Raw genomic sequence first — 18,319 nt, 5'->3', positions numbered from 1 at the left:
CACCGCCCCTTTATATCGACAACACCCTCCATGAACCCATCGCATCCCACACCTGGCAACGCCGTTGCCGCCACCCGCTGGCTGGCCGCTGGCAGCCTGCTGGCGCTGATTGCCCTGTGCCTGGCCTGGGAGCTGGTGCTGGCCCCGCTGCGCCCCGGCGGCTCGTGGCTGGCGCTCAAGGCGCTGCCGCTGTGCATTCCGCTGGCCGGCATCCTGAAGAACCGCATGTACACCTACCGCTGGGTCAGCCTGGTGATCTGGCTGTATTTCATCGAGGGCGTGGTGCGCGCCTGGGGCGATGCCCCGCCGGGCGCATGGCTGGCGGGCGCCGAGATCGTGCTGTGCGTGGTGCTGTTCACGGCCTGCACGCTGCATGTGCGGCTGCGCCAGCGCAACGCCCGGGCCCAGGCACAGCCACAGGCCGCCGCCGACAGCGCCACCGCGGTTTCGCCGTAGCGCGCCACAGGCACAACGCCGGCCATCACCGCCCTGTTCACTGTTTACCTGAAAGACCAGCATGTCCACCTTGCTTGACACCTTACGGCGCATTGTGGGCGCCACCCATGTCCTGACCGACGGCGACCTCAGCGCCTGGGAGCAGGACTGGCGCCGCCGCGAGCGCGGCAAGGCGCTGGCCGTGGTGCGCCCCGGCAACACCGGCGAAGTCGCAGCCGTGGTGCGCGCCTGCGCCGCTGCGGGCACAGCCATCGTGCCGCAGGGCGGCAACACCGGCCTGGCCGTGGGCTCGACGCCCGACACCTCGGGCACGCAGGTGGTGCTGAGCCTGGCGCGCATGAACGCCGTGCGCGCCCTCGACAAGGACAACCTCACCATGACGGTAGAGGCCGGCTGCATCCTGCAGAACGTGCAGGACGCGGCCGACAAGGCGGGCCTGCTGTTCCCCCTGTCGCTGGCCGCCGAGGGCAGCTGCACCATTGGCGGCAACCTGGGCACCAATGCCGGCGGCACGCAGGTGGTGCGCTACGGCAATGCGCGCGACCTGTGCCTGGGCCTCGAAGTGGTCACGCCCCAGGGCGAGGTGTGGAACGGCCTCAAGGGCCTGCGCAAGGACAACACGGGCTACGACCTGCGCAACCTGTTCATTGGCAGCGAAGGCACGCTGGGCGTCATCACCGCCGCCACGCTCAAGCTCTATCCCAAGCCAGCAGCGCAGCTCACGGCCTGGGCCGCCGTGCCCTCGATGGAACATGCGGTGGCGCTGCTGGGCCTGGCGCACCAGCACCTGGGCGCGGGGCTCACGGGCTTTGAGGTGATGGGCCAGTTTGCGCTGAGCCTGGTGGGCAAGCACATGCCGCAACTGCGCGTGCCCTTCCTGGGGGATGTGCATGCGCCGTGGGGCGTGCTGCTCGAAAACTCCGACAGCGAATCCGAGGACCACGCCCGCGCGCGCTTCGAGGCACTGCTCGAAACCGCCTTCGAGGCCGGCTGCGTAACCGATGCCGTGGTGGCAGAAAACCTCTCGCAGGCGCACAACCTGTGGCACATCCGCGAGAGCATTCCGCTGGCGCAGGCCGAAGAGGGGCTGAACATCAAGCACGACATCTCGGTGCCCATTTCGCGCATCCCGGCGTTTGTCGAATATGCCGACGCCCTGCTGGTGCGCGAGATTCCCGGCGTGCGCCTGGTCAACTTCGGCCACCTGGGCGATGGCAACCTGCACTACAACGTGCAGGCCCCCGTGGATGGCGACCCCAAGGTGTTCCTGCGCGAGCAAGAGGCGCATGTCAACCACCTGGTGTACGAAGCCGTGGCGCAATTCGGCGGCTCGTTCTCGGCCGAGCACGGCATTGGTGCGCTCAAGGTGGACAAGCTCGAAAAATACCAGTCGCCCACGGCGCTGGCGATGATGCGAGCCATCAAGGCGGCGCTGGATCCGCAGGGCATCATGAACCCGGGGCGGGTGCTGGGCGCCGCATGAGCCTCATCCAGGCCCTGCCGCCAGGGGCGCTCGACATCGTCGGCGACATCCATGGCGAAATCGACGCACTAGAGCAATTGCTGGCCCATCTGGGCTACGACGCCCAGGGCCGGCACCATGCTGGCCGCACGCTGGTCTTTGTGGGCGACTTCTGCGACCGGGGCCCCGACAGCCCCGCCGTGCTGGCGCGGGTGGCGCAGCTGGTGGCCAGCGGCCGCGCCGTGGCCGTGATCGGCAACCACGAGATCAACCTGCTGCGCAACGACGCCAAGGACGGCGCCGGGTGGTACTTTGACGCGCGCCTGGATTCCGACGAGGGCAAATACGCGCCCTTTGCCCGCCCCACGGCCAGCGAGCGCGCGGCCATCATCGCCTTTCTGGGCACGCTGCCGGTAGCGCTGGAGCGGCCCGACCTGCGCATCGTGCACGCCGCCTGGCTGCCCGCCCAGATCGCCGCCGCGCGCCAGTTGGCCGCTGGCAGCGTCCGCGCCGAATACGACCACTGGGAAGCCGAGGTGCGCCGGCAGGCACAAGACGGCACGCTGGCCCGGCGCATGGCGGCCGAGCGCCAGCAGTGGCCGCACGACCTGGAAAACCCCCTGCACAAGCCGCCGTTTCTGCAGGCCCACGCCGACAACGAACTGCTCAAGGCCATGCTGAACCCGCTCAAGGTGCTGACCGCGGGGGTTGAACGCCAAGGCACCGACCCCTTCCATGCCGGCGGCAAATGGCGCTTTGTCGAGCGCATCGCCTGGTGGGACAGCTACACCGACGCCACCCCCGTGGTGGTGGGCCACTACTGGCGGCGCCCTGTGGTGCCCGCACCGCACACCCTCACGCACGAAGAAGAAAGCCTGTTCAGCAACACGCCGCCCTTTGCCTGGCACGGCCAGCGCCACAACGTCTTTTGCGTGGACTATTCGGTCGGCGGGCGCTGGCGGGCCCGCAAGGCCGGCACGCCCCACGACCCGCAATACCGGCTGGCCGCCCTGCGCTGGCCCGAACGCACGCTGCTGTTCGAGGACGGTGCGCAGGTGCCCACCACGGGGTTTGGCGCCTGATCCCTCCCGGCCAGCCCCGCCACCCCGCAGCCACAGCACCGGCCCCGACCATCGGTGGCACACTATCGGGCCCGGCGCCCCAGCACGCCGGCGCCCCTTGTCAAACGCTTCCAACGCCTGCTTTTTCCCCATGACTTCCGCCCCTCCCCCGCGCCCCGTCCGCTCGCAATACGAAGATTTCATGCGCCATGTGTTCACCCACGGGGTCTCCAAGGCGGACCGCACGGGCACCGGCACCCAAAGCGTTTTCGGCCACCAGATGCGGTTTGATCTGCGCGAGGGCTTTCCCCTGGTCACCACGAAAAAGGTGCACCTCAAGTCCATCATCGTGGAGCTGCTGTGGTTCCTCACCGGCTCCAGCAGCAACCACTGGCTCAAAGAGCGCGGCGTCACCATCTGGGACGAATGGGCGCGCCCCGATGGCGACCTCGGCCCGGTGTATGGCGTGCAGTGGCGCAGCTGGCCCACGCCCGACGGCGGCCACATCGACCAGATCAGTCAGTTGATCGACACCCTCAAGACCAACCCCGACTCGCGCCGCATCATCGTGAGCAGCTGGAACGTGGCCGAGCTGCACAAGATGGCGCTGATGCCCTGCCATGCGTTCTTCCAGTTCTATGTGGCGCCCGCCACCACGCCCGGCGGCAAAGGCCAGCTTTCCTGCCAGCTTTACCAGCGCAGCGCCGACATCTTTCTGGGCGTGCCCTTCAACATCGCCAGCTACGCGCTGCTCACACACATGGTGGCGCAGCAGTGCGACCTGGAGGTGGGCGATTTCATCTGGACGGGCGGCGACTGCCACATCTACAGCAACCACACCGAACAGGTGCAGACACAGCTGGCGCGCACGCCCTTTCCCTATCCCACCCTGCATATCAAGCGCCGGCCCGCCAGCATCTTCGACTACCAGTTGGAAGACTTTGAAGTGCAGGACTACCAGTGCCACCCCGCCATCAAGGCACCCGTGGCGGTGTGAGGGAGCGCGCATGGAAGTGGCACTGATCTACGCACGCGCCGCCAATGGCGTCATCGGCCGGGACGGCTCCATGCCCTGGCATTTGCCGGAAGACCTGGCGCATTTCAAACGGCTCACGCTGGGGCACCCGGTAATCATGGGGCGCAAGACCTGGGATTCACTGCCCGAGCGCTTTCGCCCCTTGCCGGGGCGCACCAACATCGTCATCACACGCCAGACCGATTGGCATGAAAATGGCGTACAGCGCGCATCCAGCCTGCGCGAGGCGCTACAGTTTTGTGCATCGTCCGACACCGTGTGGGTGATGGGCGGCGCGCAAATCTACGCCCAGGCGTTGCCGCTGGCCCACCGCGTCGAAGTCACCGAGATTGCACAAAATTTTGACGGCGACGCCCACGCGCCAGTACTTGGCCCCGAATGGGTAGAGGCCGCCCGCGAGAACCACACCAGTGCCAGCGGGCTACCGTTCAGCTTTGTCAGCTACGTGCGTGCAGCCTGACGGCGCAGCATTTACCCCATCGATCACTCACTTATTGATAGCTTTTAGCGCTTACAACATAAGGGCTAGAGGCTAAAAACACATGCAAATTGCCACCTGGAACGTCAATTCCCTCAGCGTGCGCCTGCCCCAGGTACTGGCCTGGCTGGCCGCCAACCCGGTCGATGCGCTGTGCCTGCAGGAGCTCAAGCTCACCGACGACAAGTTTCCGCACGATGCGCTCAAGGCGGCCGGCTACGAAGCCGCAGCCTTTGGCCAAAAAACCTACAACGGCGTGGCGATCCTCAGTCGCCACCCGCTGCGCGACGTGGTGCGCAACATTCCTGGGCACGATGATGAGCAAGCCCGCGTGATTGCCGCCACGCTGGACACACCCACGGGCCCCTTGCGCCTGCTCAACGGCTATTTCGTGAACGGGCAAGAGCCAGGCTCGGAAAAATTTGCCTACAAGATGCGCTGGCTGCAGGCACTGCAGGACATGGTGCGCGCCGAGATGGCGGCGCATCCGCGCCTGGTGCTGGTGGGTGACTTCAACGTGGCGCCAGAAGACCGCGACTCTTACGACCCCGTGGGTCTACGCGAAACCATTCACCACACCATCGAAGAGCGCACGCACTTCCAGGCCCTGCTGGGGCTGGGGCTGACCGATGCCTTTCGCATGTTCGAGCAGCCCGAGAAGAGCTATTCATGGTGGGACTACCGCATGCTGGGTTTCCAGAAAAACCGGGGGCTGCGCATCGACCATATCCTGGTCAGCGATGCGCTGCGCGGCTCTGTCAGCGCCTGCACGATCGACCGTGCGCCGCGCAAGAACCCGCAACCCAGCGACCACGCACCGGTGGTGGTGACGCTGGGCTGAGATCGTAAACACGATCTCAGAAGCCAAGCCGCTGCCCAGCAACGCACCACCGAGGCCTTGCGGCCCCGGGGCTTGTGCTTTCCTCAATCCGGCAGTTGGATGCGCCTGCCGGTGCCGTGATGGGGGTGCCAGGCAAGACGCAACGACGCCGCAGGCTCATGCCAGCTTTTAGGTTTACTATGTTTTTCATAGCTGCAAGCGCTTGGTACATAAGCGCAAGGCAGCGATTTAGCTCTCATCCGGCGCATCAAGCCCCAGTTCCTGGATCTTGCGCGTGATGGTGTTGCGGCCAATGCCCAGCCGCTGTGCAGCCTCCATGCGCCGGCCGTGGGTGGCAACCAGCGCTGTGCGAATCAAGCGTGATTCAAAGCGCCGCGTGAGGACATCCCATACATCGGTTTGCCCGCCCGCCAGCAGCTTTTGCGCCTCGGCTTCGAGTGCATGCTCCCAGCCACCGCTGCCAGCGGCGTTGGCGTTGGCGGTGCCCGGCACGGGCGCGGTGCCTTCGTTCACCAGAAGGTCACCGCCCAACTCCGGCGCGAACACCGGCACCGCGCCCGAAGCGGGCGCGGGTACAGGGGCCGCATGGAGCGAATCAGGGCGCTCGACCACCACCGGTGCAGCCACGGTGCGCGCAGGTGCCTGATAAACCGACGATTCCAGCACCTCGGGCGGCAGGTCTTGCAGCGAAATCACCTGCGCGGGCGCCATCACGGTGAGCCAGTGGCAGATGTTTTCGAGCTGGCGCACATTGCCCGGAAAGGCGAACTGCTCCAGCCGCGCCAGCGCCGATTCGGCGATGCGCTTGGGCTCCACGCCCAGCTGCCGCGCGCTTTGCTGCAGAAAATGGCGCGTGAGCATGGGCACGTCTTCGTGTCGCTCGCGCAGCGCGGGCAGGCGCAGGCGGATGACGTTGAGGCGGTGGAACAAGTCCTCGCGAAAGCCGCCTTCCTTGACGCGCTTTTCCAGATCCTGGTGGGTGGCCGCAATCACACGCACATGGGCTTTGACGGCCGCATGGCCGCCCACGCGGTAGAACTGGCCATCAGACAACACACGCAAGAGGCGCGTCTGCAGATCAAACGGCATGTCGCCGATTTCATCCAGGAACAGCGTGCCGCCCTCGGCCTGCTCGAAGCGGCCACGCCGCTGCGTCTGCGCACCCGTGAAGGCGCCGCGCTCATGGCCGAAGAGCTCGGATTCGAGCAGGTCTTTCGGGATCGCCGCAGTGTTGATGGCCACAAATGGGCCGTCGGCGCACGGCGAATGTTTGTGCAGCGCACGCGCCACTAGCTCCTTGCCCGAGCCCGATTCGCCTGTGATCAGCACTGTCACCTGGCTCTGGCTCAGGCGGCCGATGGCGCGGAACACGTCCTGCATGGCGGGCGCCTGGCCCAGCATCTCGGGGGTTTCGGCCTGGCGCTCTTCCGTTACTTCCTCGCGCTGGCTTTCTTCCACCGCGCGACGGATCAGCTCGACCGCCTTGGGCAGGTCAAACGGCTTAGGCAGGTATTCAAAGGCCCCGCGCTGGAATGCCGAGACGGCGCTGTCGAGGTCGGAGTACGCCGTCATGATGATGACGGGCAACCCCGGCTGCAGTTCGCGCACTTTTTCCAGCAGCTGAAGGCCGGAGCCCCCGGGCATGCGGATGTCGCTCACCAGAACCTGGGGGCCTTGCCGTGCGGCGTCGCCCACGGCAATTTGCGCCAGCGCTTCCAGCACTTCGCGGGGGTTCGTGAAGCTGCGCGTGGGCAGGTTCTCGCGGGCCAGCGCTTTTTCCAGGACGAAGCGGATCGAGGGGTCGTCATCTACTATCCAGATCGGCTTCATGTGTTTTTTTACCTTCGCTGTAGTTGCATGTCGGGGACCTCAGGGCAAGGGAATCAGGATGCGGAAGTCGGTGCGACCCGGCACGCTGTCGCATTCGACCAACCCATGGTGGCGCTGTACGAATGTTTGTGCCAACGTGAGCCCCAGTCCTGATCCCCCGTCCCGACCCGACACCAGCGGGTAAAAAATCCGCTCTTTGATGGCATCGGGCACACCCGGTCCGTTGTCGATGACATGCAATTCCAGTGCCAGCCGATGCCGTTGCCGACCAAACGTGACTTGCCGGCCCACGCGGGTGCGCAGCGTGATGACGGCATCGCCTTTGGCGATGCGTTCTGCCAAGGCCTGGGCCGCGTTCTGCACGATGTTCAGCAAGGCCTGAATCAGCTGGGCGCGATCGCCACGAAACTCGGGGATCGAGGTGTCGTAATCGCGCTGCACGGTAAGGCCCTGCGGGTATTCGACCAGCACCAGCGAACGCACGCGCTCGCACACCTCGTGGATGTTGACGTCCCCCACCAAGTGCGGATGGCGGTGCGGCGCCAGCAGTCTGTCCACCAGGCTCTGCAGGCGATCGGCCTCGTGGATGATGACCTGGGTATATTCGTGCAGCTCGCGGCTTTCTAGCTCCATCTCCAGCAGCTGTGCGGCGCCGCGGATGCCGCCCAGCGGGTTCTTGATCTCGTGGGCCAGGTTGCGAACCAGCTCCTTGTTGGCCTGGGCCTGGTCGAGCAGGCGTTCTTCGCGGTCCTGGCGAGCATGCTGCTCCAGAGGCCACAGCTCGACCAGGATTTCGCCCACCTGCTCGGCATCGGCCACGTTGACATGCACAGGCACGGGGTCCTGGTGCAGGCGCTTCAGGCTCGCTTCGTAGCGCAGCGCGGCAAAGTCCTTGCCCCGCGCACCGGCCAAAGCCGTCTGCAGCAGCGTGGGGTCGGTAAAGAAGGATGAAAAGTCCAAGCCCTCCAGCATGCGCCGCGACAACCCCAGCGTATTCTCCAGCGACGCATTGGCAAACTGCACGGCGCCGTCTGAACGCAGCACTGCCACCAGCGTAGACATCAGGTCCAGCGGGTGAAAGCGCTCCGTTTCAGCGGCGGGAGAATCGGGCACCGAGCGCTCCATCGCGCTTACTTCGGACTGCCTGGAAGGCGTGCCAGCTCGCGACGGATTCCGGCCAGATCACTCTCGCTGCGCGCAACACTGGCCTTGAGTTCGGCCGTGCGCTCCAGGTAAACCTGCGGGTTGCGCAGGTCCAGCGCATTGCGCTCGGGCGCACCGTTGTTGTATTCCTTGAGCAATTCGGCGTGGCGTGCCTCGGCCTTGCGCAACTCGGACTCCAGAATGGCCCGGGCATCCGCATCGCGCGCGCGCTGGTCGTTGTTTTCCACGCGTGGTGCACCGGCGGGCGAGGCAGTAGAAGCACCGGGGGTTGCAACGCCAGATGCCTTGGCGCGGGCGCCCTGCACCACCGTCACGTTGCCGCCTTCGACCAGCTTGCAGCCGCGTTCCTTGGCTTGGGCGGCGTTGTTGGTGTATTCATTGCCGCAGCGGTAGATGCGGTCTTGTGCCCAGGCGGCGGGCGCCAGGGCAGCGATGACTATCAGGGTAGTGAGCGATTTTTTCATTCAGTGTCCTCGCACATGCTATGCAGGGGTGCTGTTGAGTATCCCCTAATCGCCACGCATCACCAATTGGGCAACCGCAACCGATACAGGCTATTGGGAAAGGATGCAACAGATGATGGCTTGGTTCCTGACCCGACCTCAACATATCGTGGCACCATGAAAAAAGGCGGCTTGCGCCGCCTTTGGATGCCATCGCCTGCGGGCAGACGATTACAGCGAGTAGTACATGTCGTATTCGACCGGATGCACCGCCATGCGAAAACGCGTGACTTCGCTCATCTTCAAGTCGATGTAGGCGTCGATCATGCTTTCAGAGAACACGCCACCCTTGGTCAGGAAGCCACGGTCGGCGTCCAGGGCTTCCAGCGCTTGGTCCAGGCTGTGGCAGACGGTTGGAACCAGCTTGTCTTCTTCTGGCGGCAGATGGTACAGATCCTTGGTTGCGGCTTCGCCGGGATGGATCTTGTTTTCCACGCCGTCCAGACCCGCCATCAGCAGTGCCGCAAAGCCCAGGTAGGGGTTCATCAGTGGATCGGGGAAGCGGGCTTCCACGCGACGGCCCTTGGGGTTGGCCACGTAAGGAATGCGGATCGAGGCAGAGCGGTTCTTGGCCGAGTAGGCCAGCTTCACCGGGGCTTCAAAGTGGGGCACCAGGCGCTTGTAGCTGTTGGTGCCAGGGTTGGTGATGGCGTTCAGCGCACGGGCGTGCTTGATGATGCCGCCGATGTAGTACAGAGCGAAGTCCGACAGGCCGGCGTAGCCGTCGCCTGCAAACAGGTTCTTGCCATCTTTCCAGACCGACTGGTGCACATGCATACCCGAGCCGTTGTCACCGTGGTAGGGCTTGGGCATGAAGGTGGCTGTCTTGCCGTAGGCATTGGCCACGTTGTGGATCACATACTTTTGCAGCATGGTCCAGTCGGCGCGCTCGACCAGGGTGCTGAAACGCGTGCCGATTTCATTCTGGCCAGCGCCCGCCACTTCGTGGTGGAACACTTCAACCGGAATGCCCAGGGATTCGAGGATCAGCGACATCTCGGCGCGCATGTCCTGCGTGCTGTCGACGGGAGGCACGGGGAAGTAGCCGCCCTTGACGGTGGGGCGGTGGCCGCGGTTGCCACCTTCAAGCTTGGAGCCGGTGTTCCAGGGTGCTTCGTACTCTTCGATTTCGTAGAAGGTGTGATTGGGATCGGTGCTCCAACGCACACCGTCGAAGATGAAGAATTCGGGTTCGGGGCCGAAGAATGCCGTATCGCCCAAGCCAGAGGCCTTCAGGTAGGCCTCGGCGCGCTTGGCCACCGAGCGAGGATCGCGGTCATAGGCCTTGCCATCGCTGGGCTCGATCACGTCGCAGGTCAGGATCAGCGTCGTTTCTTCGAAAAACGGGTCGATGTTGGCCGAATTCGGGTCAGGAATCAGCTGCATATCGGAGGCTTCGATGCCTTTCCATCCAGCAATCGACGAGCCGTCAAAGGCATGGCCCGAAATGAATTTTTCTTCGTCAAAATGTGAGACGGGCACGGTGGTGTGCTGCTGTTTGCCACGGGTATCGGTAAAACGGAAGTCCACGAATTTGACTTCGTTCTCCTTCACCAGCTTCATTACGTCTGCAACGGTCTTGGCCATCAGGTTCTCCTGGGTAAAACGCTTGTTAAAAAAGTCTGCCAAGCGAAAAGCAGTTTGCGTGCCAGGCGAGTGCCTTGCCTGCACTGGGACGGAGCACTCAGGGCAAAGCCGCTGAAGCCCCGGCACCAAATATCACCAAAACGGTGCATTCATGCATTTTTTAGAGCTCACTACAGGTTTCGCACCAATTCAGGGCCGCATCGAGCACCAATGGCGTGCAAGCCCGTTTGCAGGCCTGCCCACGCAGCAGGAACGTCTGCAGCCGGTCCCTTCACGCCCAATTCTATGTGGCGCCCATATTGCGGGTGATCAACGCTGGGCAGGCTGAACACCCGGATTCCGGGGTGCTCTTGCTCAATGCGTTGCATCAGGGGCGTGAGCACCGCCTCCAGCGAGCCAAAGACAATGACGGACTGTTCGGTCTGCGGCGAACAATTGAAAAGATGCGGGTATTCGTGGTCCAGCACCCATGCGATCATGGGCCACGCCATCACCGGAAAGCCCGGTACAAAATGCACTGCCCCGCCTCCCGGGCCATTGCAGCTGAAGCCGGGGATTTTGTTGTAGGGGTTGGGCACGATGCGCGCGCCCTGGGGAAACATGCCCATGTTGAGCCGATGCACGTTGTCCGGACGGTCTGCCTCATAGGGCACGCCCTGCTCGCGCGCCACATCCTGCATGCGCTCGCGGATCAGGGCCTCGGCTTGCGGGTGCAGCACCAGATCCGCACCCAGCGCCCTGGCCGCGCACTGGCGCGTGTGGTCATCCGGAGTGGCGCCAATGCCGCCGCATGAAAACACCATATCGCCCGACGCGAACGCACGGTGCAGCGTGGCTGTGAGGCGCTCGGGACTGTCGCCCACATAGTCAACATACGACAAGGCCAGCCCGCGTGCCGCCAGCAACTCGATGACCTTGGGCATATGCTTGTCGGCACGCTTGCCCGAAAGAATCTCATCGCCCACGATGATCAGGCCAATATGCGAACTCATGGCAATTCTTTCTCCGAAATGAAGGTTGCATCAGGGGCTGCGCCGGGGTGGACTGCAATGGCCACAGCAGCTGGATCGCTGGCAGGGGCCACCGTTGCCGACGGTGCACCGCCCTCCTGCCGCAGGCGCTCCAGCGCGGCAAGGCAGTAGTGCGCAAACCAAAGGGAAGAAAAGGCAAAAACCAGTGTGTAGATCCAGATCGCCAGCGGCACCAAAATAAAAAAAGCCGCCGCAAAAACCACGCCGGAAGCCCATACAAGGCTGGGCGCCGCGCCCAGATAACCGGCCAACACACCGATACCCAACAGGCGGGTTCGGTGGCGGCGCAATATCTCGCGCCGCTCTTCCTTGCTGGCATGCTCGGCCAGCGCATCGAACGCCATGACGCGGTAGGTCAGCCAGCCCCAGATCAGCGGCGGCAGCACCAACACCAGAGGTGGCACCAGCCACAGCGGAATCGACACCACCAGGGCCATCACTGCCAGCACGGTGGAACCCAAAGACCACACCGCGCCAGCCCAGAAAGAGCCGCCCTTCTTGCGCTCGAGATGGGGAAAACGACGCTGGGCGACCAGGGTGACCAGTGCGGGCGTCATCAGCAGGGCAACTGCCAGCAGGGAGAACATCACCAGCACGGGCGTGACAATCAGGATCACCATGAGCGGCGCCATCACAGCGGTCACGTCGCCCACGCCCCAGGCGTGCAACCAGCCCCAGAAGGGGGCCAGCAGCGTGGAAGACTCCATCAACGCGCGCATGCCCCGTACGGCACCATCCCAGTAGAAATAGCCCAGGGCGCCGCCCAACACCCCGATCAGCAGCAATGGCACCATTGACAGCATGATCACGCGCGGTCGCAGGCAATACACCGCTGCGCGCCAGAAAGAATCAACCAAGAGTCCCATGCCGGCAAGCATACCTTGACTGCCTGGGAACCGGCTCAACGGGTGGCTTGAATGCGGGTTCAGGCCTTGCCAACCAGCCTGAGCACTCCGCGCCATTGCTGGGACCAGAACCCTCTGCCATAGTCGCGCAGACGGCCCTGCGGATCGGGCTCCACCTGGTCCCTCACCCCCGTGGGTTCGTAGCGAAGCTGGAAATCGGCCGTACCAAACAACATGTCCCACCAGGGCAACAGCACGCCGAAGTTGTGTCCGCCCAAAACCGCCTTTCGCCCCGTGGGCGGCAGCGCGCCTGGGGCCATGTCGACGGGTGGTGTGGATGGATTCACCGCTGGCGTGGTTTCATGGCCGAAGCCGATGGTGTGGTGCCGGCGGTGAAACCGGGGACTGATCCACAGCCGCTCACCCCAGCGGCCAAACCACAGGCGCAGGTTGGCGTGCTGAAAGCTTTCGCTCAGCTGGGTAATCGCCACGATGGCGATGAATTGCCCAGGAGCCACGCCGATGGCTTGCGCCACGATCACCAGCAGCGTGTCTCTCAGCACATCGTCGAGCAGATGGTTGCGGTTGTCGCTCCACATGGTCATCTGGCGCTGTGCGTGGTGCAGGGAGTGCAGCCGCCACCACCACTCGAAATGGTGCTGGCCCCGGTGGAGCCAGTAATCCACGAAATCAAAAGCCACCAGGTAAAGCAGCAGGCTGACCCATGGAATATCCGTGACCCCCGGCCACAGACCATCGAGTTGCAACGTACTGATGCCCACCACCCGAAGTGAGCCAAACAGCATGTCCAACAACGGGGCAATGGCAAAGAACAGAAGCACCCGAAACAGGCCAAGCCGGTGCAGCAGCGTGTAAAGCATGTCCGTGCGGATGGCCGCCCGGTCGGTGACGGGCTCTACGGGGCGCCAGCGCTGCAAGGGGCCAAACACCACCACGATGACCACCAGTTGCAGCAGGCCCACCAGCAACCACCCCGTGGCCTCGTATCCGTTTTCCAGCAGATTGCCCAGCCCCAAGGCAAAGAGCAAAGGCTGCAGCGTGGACTCGAACAACCACTGCTGCGCCCCGTTAAAGGCCTCGGCCCACCACTCCATCATTTCACCCTCTTGTCATTGTTTTGCACACGATGATGCTGCCCGAATGCTGTGACAGTGCACCAGTCAACGCACCTGCGCCACCGCGTACTCCGGGTGCTCGCGCAATGTGCGAAAACAGAACCCTTTTGCCTTCAGCCCCACGATCAGCGGCTCCAGCACGGCAGGAGCCCAGGCATCCTTGCGCGACCAGATGCCCAGATGCGCCATCAGGATGTCGCCACTGCGTATGCCTTGCAGCGCTTTGCGCAGCAGCGCGTCGTTGCTGAATTTTTCACTGGGCAGCTCATCCCCCAGAAACCCCGCCGGCGCCCAGCCCACATGGGTGTAGCCGCACGCCTTGGCGCTGGCAATCAGCTGGGGCGATGTCTTGCCGCCGGGCGCCCGGAACAGGGGCAGGGGCTTCTGGCCTGTAAGGGCCTGCAATCGATCCGCAGCACGGGCCAGTTCTTGGCAATATTCCGGTGCGCCCATCGTGAATTCCTGCCCCTGTCGCGGACCGGCCGAGGGCCGCACGCGAAACGCCGGTGCGGCCGCACCACCGAGGTCCGCGCGCCAGTAAACATGGTTCCAGGTGTGAGAGGCAAAGGCATGGCCTTCCGCACCGCGGGCGCGCCACCACGCCGCCCAGTGCGCGCCCAGGCTGCCATCGCCCTGCTTGGTCGGTTCTTGCGCGGCAAAAAAGGTCGCCTGGACCTGGTGGCGTTGCAGCACCTCCGCGATCAGCGGAGCCACCTCCATGTGGCCGGTGTCAAAAGTGAGGTAGAGCGGCTTTTTACAGTCATTTTGAGCACTAGCGCTTATAGGTAAAGCGCAAGCAGCTATCAAAAACGAAGCGCTTACAGCCCGCCCCAAGCACCGCAGAATCGCTTCGCGCATGGCGTCACCGGGGTGCGTGCTGCAACGTCCATACGCCATGGGGCGATTTACCTACCGCGACTTGCCGCACCACCTTGCCGGCCTGGGTATCCACCACCGAAAGCTTGCGTGCCCAGCGTGAGCTCACGTAAATCCAGCGGCCATCGGCCGACACGTCCATGCAATCGGGCCCTCCCGGTACGGGATAGGTGGCCACGACCTCTTGGGTTCCCATGTCAATTTTGCTGATCGAGTTGGCAACCCGGTTGCTGACATAAAGATGGCGGCCGTCTCCCGCAGCCCGGAAGGCATGCGCGCCGTTGCCTGTGGTGATTTTCTTGATACTGCGCGGCTCTCGTCCGGAAATATCAAACACCTCCACCCCATCGCTGCCCGTCAGCCCGACAAAAAGCCGCCGATCATCGCCACTGCCATACACGTCCGCCGGCATGGCGCCCGTCTTGGTGCGCCATTTGATGGTCTGCGTGGCGATGTCCATGGCAACAAGTTCATCGCTGTCCTGCATCGACACATAGACCGTGGTGCTGCGGCTGTCTATCCACATGTGGCTGGGTGTGCGCGACGTGGCTACGCGCTTCACCAACACGGGCTCGTTCCCGTCCCAGCGGTAAAAGTCCACATGGTTCAGCCGGTTGGCCGCGGTGATGAGCCACTTCATGTCAGGGGTGAAGCGCAGATGGTAGGGATCGACAATGCCGCGTACAGTCCGCTGCACCTGCGCGGTTCGCGGGTCCACAAAGGTCAGCGTGTCGCCCAGCGCATTGGCCACAACCAGTGACTTTTCATCCGGCGTCAGGTACAGATGGTGCGGCTCCTTGCCCGTGGGGATGCGCACAGTTTCGGTCCAGGTGACGGGATCAATCACGCTGACATTCGCCTCCAGCGAATTCAAGACAAAAACAGGAGGCGGCGCAGACGTTGCCGCATTGGCAACGGACAACGCGAACCCAGCCAACAGGGCGCAACAACGTGCAGTAGAAAAAATCTTCACAGGAACCAACTTTCAAAGCAGCGGAGGAGTTTAGCGCCGCACACCCTGCGCCTACGTACCAAAGACGTAACAACGGGCGAGCAGACCATGTTTGAACTGGATGATTGCTCCAAAAACGCAGCATGCCGGGAAGAAGCCGAGTCGAAACCTGGATAGATGGTATGCCTTGGCGTGCTGTATCACGAAACAGGATTCAGCCTGAGCAGATCCGCAGCAGACAACCATTTCCACTGCCCGGCTGCCAGATCTGAAGGAAGATCCAGCGTGCCGATGCGCGAGCGATGCAACGCCTCCACCCGATTGCCCACAGCCGCCAGCATGCGCTTGACCTGGTGGTATTTGCCTTCCGTCAGGGTCAGGTCCAGATGATGGCTATCCAGCGGCGTGCAAGCGGACGCGCGCACGGGCTTGGGATCATCATCGAGCACAACACCTGCCAGCAACTTGCCGATTTGCTGGTCATCCACCGGATGTTTGGTGGTTACCCGGTACACCTTGGGTACATGCTTCTTTGGCGAACTCATGCGATGGATGAATTGCCCATCGTCGCTGAGCAACAAAAGACCCGTTGTGTCCTGATCAAGACGGCCTACAGCCTGCACGCCTTGAATGGCACTCTTGCACGGTCTCTGCCGCAGCGGAGCGGGTAGCAAGGTGTAGATACTGGGGTAAGTTGATGGCTTCTGCGAGCATTCTGTCCCAGAAGGCTTGTGCAGCATCACGTACGCTTTGGCGTGGTACGGCCACTCCACCCCTTGCACCCGCAAACGCAGATCATCGGTATCGAAATCCAGCACTGCATCAGTACACAGACTGAAGGGAGCGTCTGGGTCGAGGCTGGCCGTCTCGACCCACCCATGCTGCACAAGTCCCGCGCAGACACGGCGGGTACCAAACCCTTGAGAATACAGAATATCTTGAAGTTGCATTGCCATGTTCCGGCGGACATCCCCGGCCCAATAAAAGCGCGATCCATAACCCCAAAGCAGAACGCCCCACTCAAAGTTTGAGTGGGGCGTTACTGGGCTGTAAGAGCCTGACGATGACCTACTTTCACACGGGAACCCGCACTATCATCGGCGCAAAGTCGTTTCACTGTCCTGTTCGGGATGGGAAGGAGTGGTACCAACTTGCTATGGTCATCAGGCATAACTTGGTGCTGGGCAGTTTTGTGAACTGCCTGGCGAATTCATAGAGTTTGGAATCAGATTTTATGTTTTGACTGCGTCAACTTGGCATAACAATCTTTGAGCTGTTCACACTTGCATGTGTTGGCTATCAAAGTTATAGGGTCAAGCCGCACGAGCAATTAGTACAGGTTAGCTTAACGCATTACTGCGCTTCCACACCCTGCCTATCAACGTCCTGGTCTTGAACGACTCTTCAGGGGGCTCAAGGCCCCGGCAGATCTCATCTTGAAACGAGTTTCCCGCTTAGATGCTTTCAGCGGTTATCTCTTCCACACTTAGCTACTCGGCAATGCCACTGGCGTGACAACCGATACACCAGAGGTGTGTCCACTCCGGTCCTCTCGTACTAGGAGCAGGCTTCCTCAAATCTGCAGCGCCCACGGAAGATAGGGACCAAACTGTCTCACGACGTTTTAAACCCAGCTCACGTACCTCTTTAAATGGCGAACAGCCATACCCTTGGGACCGGCTACAGCCCCAGGATGAGATGAGCCGACATCGAGGTGCCAAACACCGCCGTCGATATGAACTCTTGGGCGGTATCAGCCTGTTATCCCCAGAGTACCTTTTATCCGTTGAGCGATGGCCCTTCCATACAGAACCACCGGATCACTATGTCCTGCTTTCGCATCTGCTCGACTTGTCAGTCTCGCAGTTAAGCACGCTTATGCCATTGCACTATCGTCACGATGTCCGACCGTAACTAGCGTACCTTCGAACTCCTCCGTTACGCTTTGGGAGGAGACCGCCCCAGTCAAACTGCCTACCATGCACTGTCCCCGATCCAGATAATGGACCTAGGTTAGAACCTCAAACACACCAGGGTGGTATTTCAACGTTGGCTCCATGAGAACTAGCGTCCTCACTTCAAAGCCTCCCACCTATCCTACACAGATCTGTTCAAAGTCCAATACAAAGCTACAGTAAAGGTTCATGGGGTCTTTCCGTCTTTCCGCGGGGAGATTGCATCATCACAAACATTTCAACTTCGCTGAGTCTCAGGAGGAGACAGTGTGGCCATCGTTACGCCATTCGTGCAGGTCGGAACTTACCCGACAAGGAATTTCGCTACCTTAGGACCGTTATAGTTACGGCCGCCGTTTACTGGGACTTCAATCAAGAGCTTGCACCCCATCATTTAATCTTCCAGCACCGGGCAGGCGTCACACCCTATACGTCCACTTTCGTGTTTGCAGAGTGCTGTGTTTTTATTAAACAGTCGCAGCCACCGATTTTTTGCAACCCCGTTGGGCTCCCTCTGTACGAGTTCACCTACTTGGGGCATACCTTCTCCCGAAGTTACGGTATCAATTTGCCGAGTTCCTTCTCCTGAGTTCTCTCAAGCGCCTTAGAATACTCATCTCGCGCACCAGTGTCGGTTTGCGGTACGGTCGTGTGTAGCTGAAGCTTAGTGGCTTTTCCTGGAAGCAGGGTATCACTCACTTCGACTGCAAGCAGCCTCGTTATCACCCCTCATCTAAGCCCGGCGGATTTGCCTACCGGGCACGACTACAGGCTTGAACCAACATATCCAACAGTTGGCTGAGCTAACCTTCTCCGTCCCCACATCGCACTACACATCGGTACAGGAATATTGACCTGTTTCCCATCAGCTACGCATCTCTGCCTCGCCTTAGGGGCCGACTCACTCTACGCCGATGAACGTTGCGTAGAAAACCTTGCGCTTACGGCGAGGGGGCTTTTCACCCCCTTTAACGCTACTCATGTCAGCATTCGCACTTCTGATACCTCCAGCATCCGTTACCAGACACCTTCACAGGCCTACAGAACGCTCTCCTACCACGTGCAATAAATTGCACATCCGCAGCTTCGGTAACTGGCTTAGCCCC

Annotated in this window: 16 protein-coding genes and 2 rRNA genes (1 of these 18 running past the window's edge); 6 read left to right on the top strand and 12 right to left on the bottom strand. The window is 62.2% G+C overall.

The window, feature by feature from the left end:
• Positions 1 to 30 precede the first annotated feature (30 nt).
• From CCX87_RS06345 to xth, 6 genes are all read left to right on the top strand, one after another.
• Positions 31 to 456, top strand: a complete 426-nt coding sequence (locus CCX87_RS06345) for a DUF2069 domain-containing protein (RefSeq protein WP_087744743.1) — start codon at positions 31 to 33, stop codon at positions 454 to 456.
• Between the two features lie 61 nt (positions 457 to 517).
• Positions 518 to 1,939 carry an FAD-binding oxidoreductase gene (locus CCX87_RS06340; RefSeq protein WP_087744740.1) on the top strand — a complete coding sequence of 474 codons (1,422 nt, stop codon included), beginning with the start codon at positions 518 to 520 and terminating at the stop codon, positions 1,937 to 1,939.
• Positions 1,936 to 3,000 (top strand): metallophosphoesterase, encoded by a 1,065-nt coding sequence (locus CCX87_RS06335; RefSeq protein ID WP_087744737.1) that lies wholly within the window; start codon positions 1,936 to 1,938, stop codon positions 2,998 to 3,000. The genes CCX87_RS06340 and CCX87_RS06335 overlap by 4 nt, the downstream gene beginning before the upstream one ends.
• Before the next feature lie 130 nt (positions 3,001 to 3,130).
• Positions 3,131 to 3,976 (top strand): thymidylate synthase, encoded by an 846-nt coding sequence (locus CCX87_RS06330; RefSeq protein WP_087744734.1) that lies wholly within the window; start codon positions 3,131 to 3,133, stop codon positions 3,974 to 3,976.
• A 10-nt stretch (positions 3,977 to 3,986) separates the two neighbouring features.
• Entirely contained in the window at positions 3,987 to 4,475 is a 489-nt protein-coding gene (locus CCX87_RS06325; protein ID WP_087744730.1) for a dihydrofolate reductase, read from the top strand.
• A gap of 82 nt (positions 4,476 to 4,557) precedes the next feature.
• Positions 4,558 to 5,334, top strand: coding sequence for an exodeoxyribonuclease III (xth, locus tag CCX87_RS06320; protein ID WP_087744727.1), 777 nt, complete (start codon positions 4,558 to 4,560; stop codon positions 5,332 to 5,334).
• Positions 5,335 to 5,562: 228 nt separating this feature from the next.
• Here xth and ntrC read toward each other — a convergent pair whose 3' ends face one another.
• The 12 genes from ntrC to CCX87_RS06260 all read right to left on the bottom strand — a co-directional run.
• Positions 5,563 to 7,164, bottom strand: a complete 1,602-nt coding sequence (ntrC, locus tag CCX87_RS06315) for a nitrogen regulation protein NR(I) (RefSeq protein ID WP_087744724.1) — start codon at positions 7,162 to 7,164, stop codon at positions 5,563 to 5,565.
• A gap of 39 nt (positions 7,165 to 7,203) precedes the next feature.
• Positions 7,204 to 8,226 carry a nitrogen regulation protein NR(II) gene (gene glnL, locus CCX87_RS06310; protein ID WP_087748209.1) on the bottom strand — a complete coding sequence of 341 codons (1,023 nt, stop codon included), beginning with the start codon at positions 8,224 to 8,226 and terminating at the stop codon, positions 7,204 to 7,206.
• Between the two features lie 68 nt (positions 8,227 to 8,294).
• On the bottom strand, positions 8,295 to 8,792 hold the full coding sequence (locus CCX87_RS06305) for a hypothetical protein (RefSeq protein ID WP_087744721.1): 498 nt from the start codon (positions 8,790 to 8,792) through the stop codon (positions 8,295 to 8,297).
• A gap of 210 nt (positions 8,793 to 9,002) precedes the next feature.
• Positions 9,003 to 10,418, bottom strand: coding sequence for a type I glutamate--ammonia ligase (gene glnA / locus CCX87_RS06300; protein WP_087748208.1), 1,416 nt, complete (start codon positions 10,416 to 10,418; stop codon positions 9,003 to 9,005).
• Positions 10,419 to 10,588: 170 nt separating this feature from the next.
• Positions 10,589 to 11,410, bottom strand: a complete 822-nt coding sequence (locus tag CCX87_RS06295; RefSeq protein ID WP_087744718.1) for a competence/damage-inducible protein A — start codon at positions 11,408 to 11,410, stop codon at positions 10,589 to 10,591.
• Positions 11,407 to 12,315: an EI24 domain-containing protein gene (locus tag CCX87_RS06290; protein ID WP_232476495.1), complete on the bottom strand. Its 909-nt coding sequence runs from the start codon at positions 12,313 to 12,315 to the stop codon at positions 11,407 to 11,409. Before CCX87_RS06290 ends, CCX87_RS06295 begins: the two co-directional genes overlap by 4 nt.
• A gap of 59 nt (positions 12,316 to 12,374) precedes the next feature.
• Positions 12,375 to 13,412, bottom strand: a complete 1,038-nt coding sequence (locus CCX87_RS06285) for a sterol desaturase family protein (RefSeq protein WP_369825237.1) — start codon at positions 13,410 to 13,412, stop codon at positions 12,375 to 12,377.
• A gap of 63 nt (positions 13,413 to 13,475) precedes the next feature.
• A complete protein-coding gene (locus CCX87_RS06280; RefSeq protein ID WP_087744713.1) occupies positions 13,476 to 14,288 on the bottom strand; it encodes a polysaccharide deacetylase family protein in 813 nt (270 codons plus the stop codon).
• A gap of 4 nt (positions 14,289 to 14,292) precedes the next feature.
• Positions 14,293 to 15,246 carry a YncE family protein gene (locus CCX87_RS06275; RefSeq protein WP_442857483.1) on the bottom strand — a complete coding sequence of 318 codons (954 nt, stop codon included), beginning with the start codon at positions 15,244 to 15,246 and terminating at the stop codon, positions 14,293 to 14,295.
• A 212-nt stretch (positions 15,247 to 15,458) separates the two neighbouring features.
• Complete coding sequence (locus tag CCX87_RS06270) at positions 15,459 to 16,208, bottom strand: 16S rRNA pseudouridine(516) synthase (RefSeq protein WP_087744706.1); 750 nt, start codon at positions 16,206 to 16,208, stop codon at positions 15,459 to 15,461.
• A 105-nt stretch (positions 16,209 to 16,313) separates the two neighbouring features.
• Positions 16,314 to 16,426, bottom strand: a 5S ribosomal RNA gene (rrf, locus tag CCX87_RS06265).
• Between the two features lie 141 nt (positions 16,427 to 16,567).
• A 23S ribosomal RNA gene (locus CCX87_RS06260) occupies positions 16,568 to 18,319 on the bottom strand; it runs 1,127 nt beyond the window's last position.

Origin of the sequence: Acidovorax sp. T1, from assembly GCF_002176815.1 — a bacterium.
GTDB lineage: Bacteria > Pseudomonadota > Gammaproteobacteria > Burkholderiales > Burkholderiaceae_C > Acidovorax.
The sequence above is the reverse complement of the archived record's forward strand: the minus strand, read 5'-3'. Positions and strand labels throughout refer to the sequence as shown.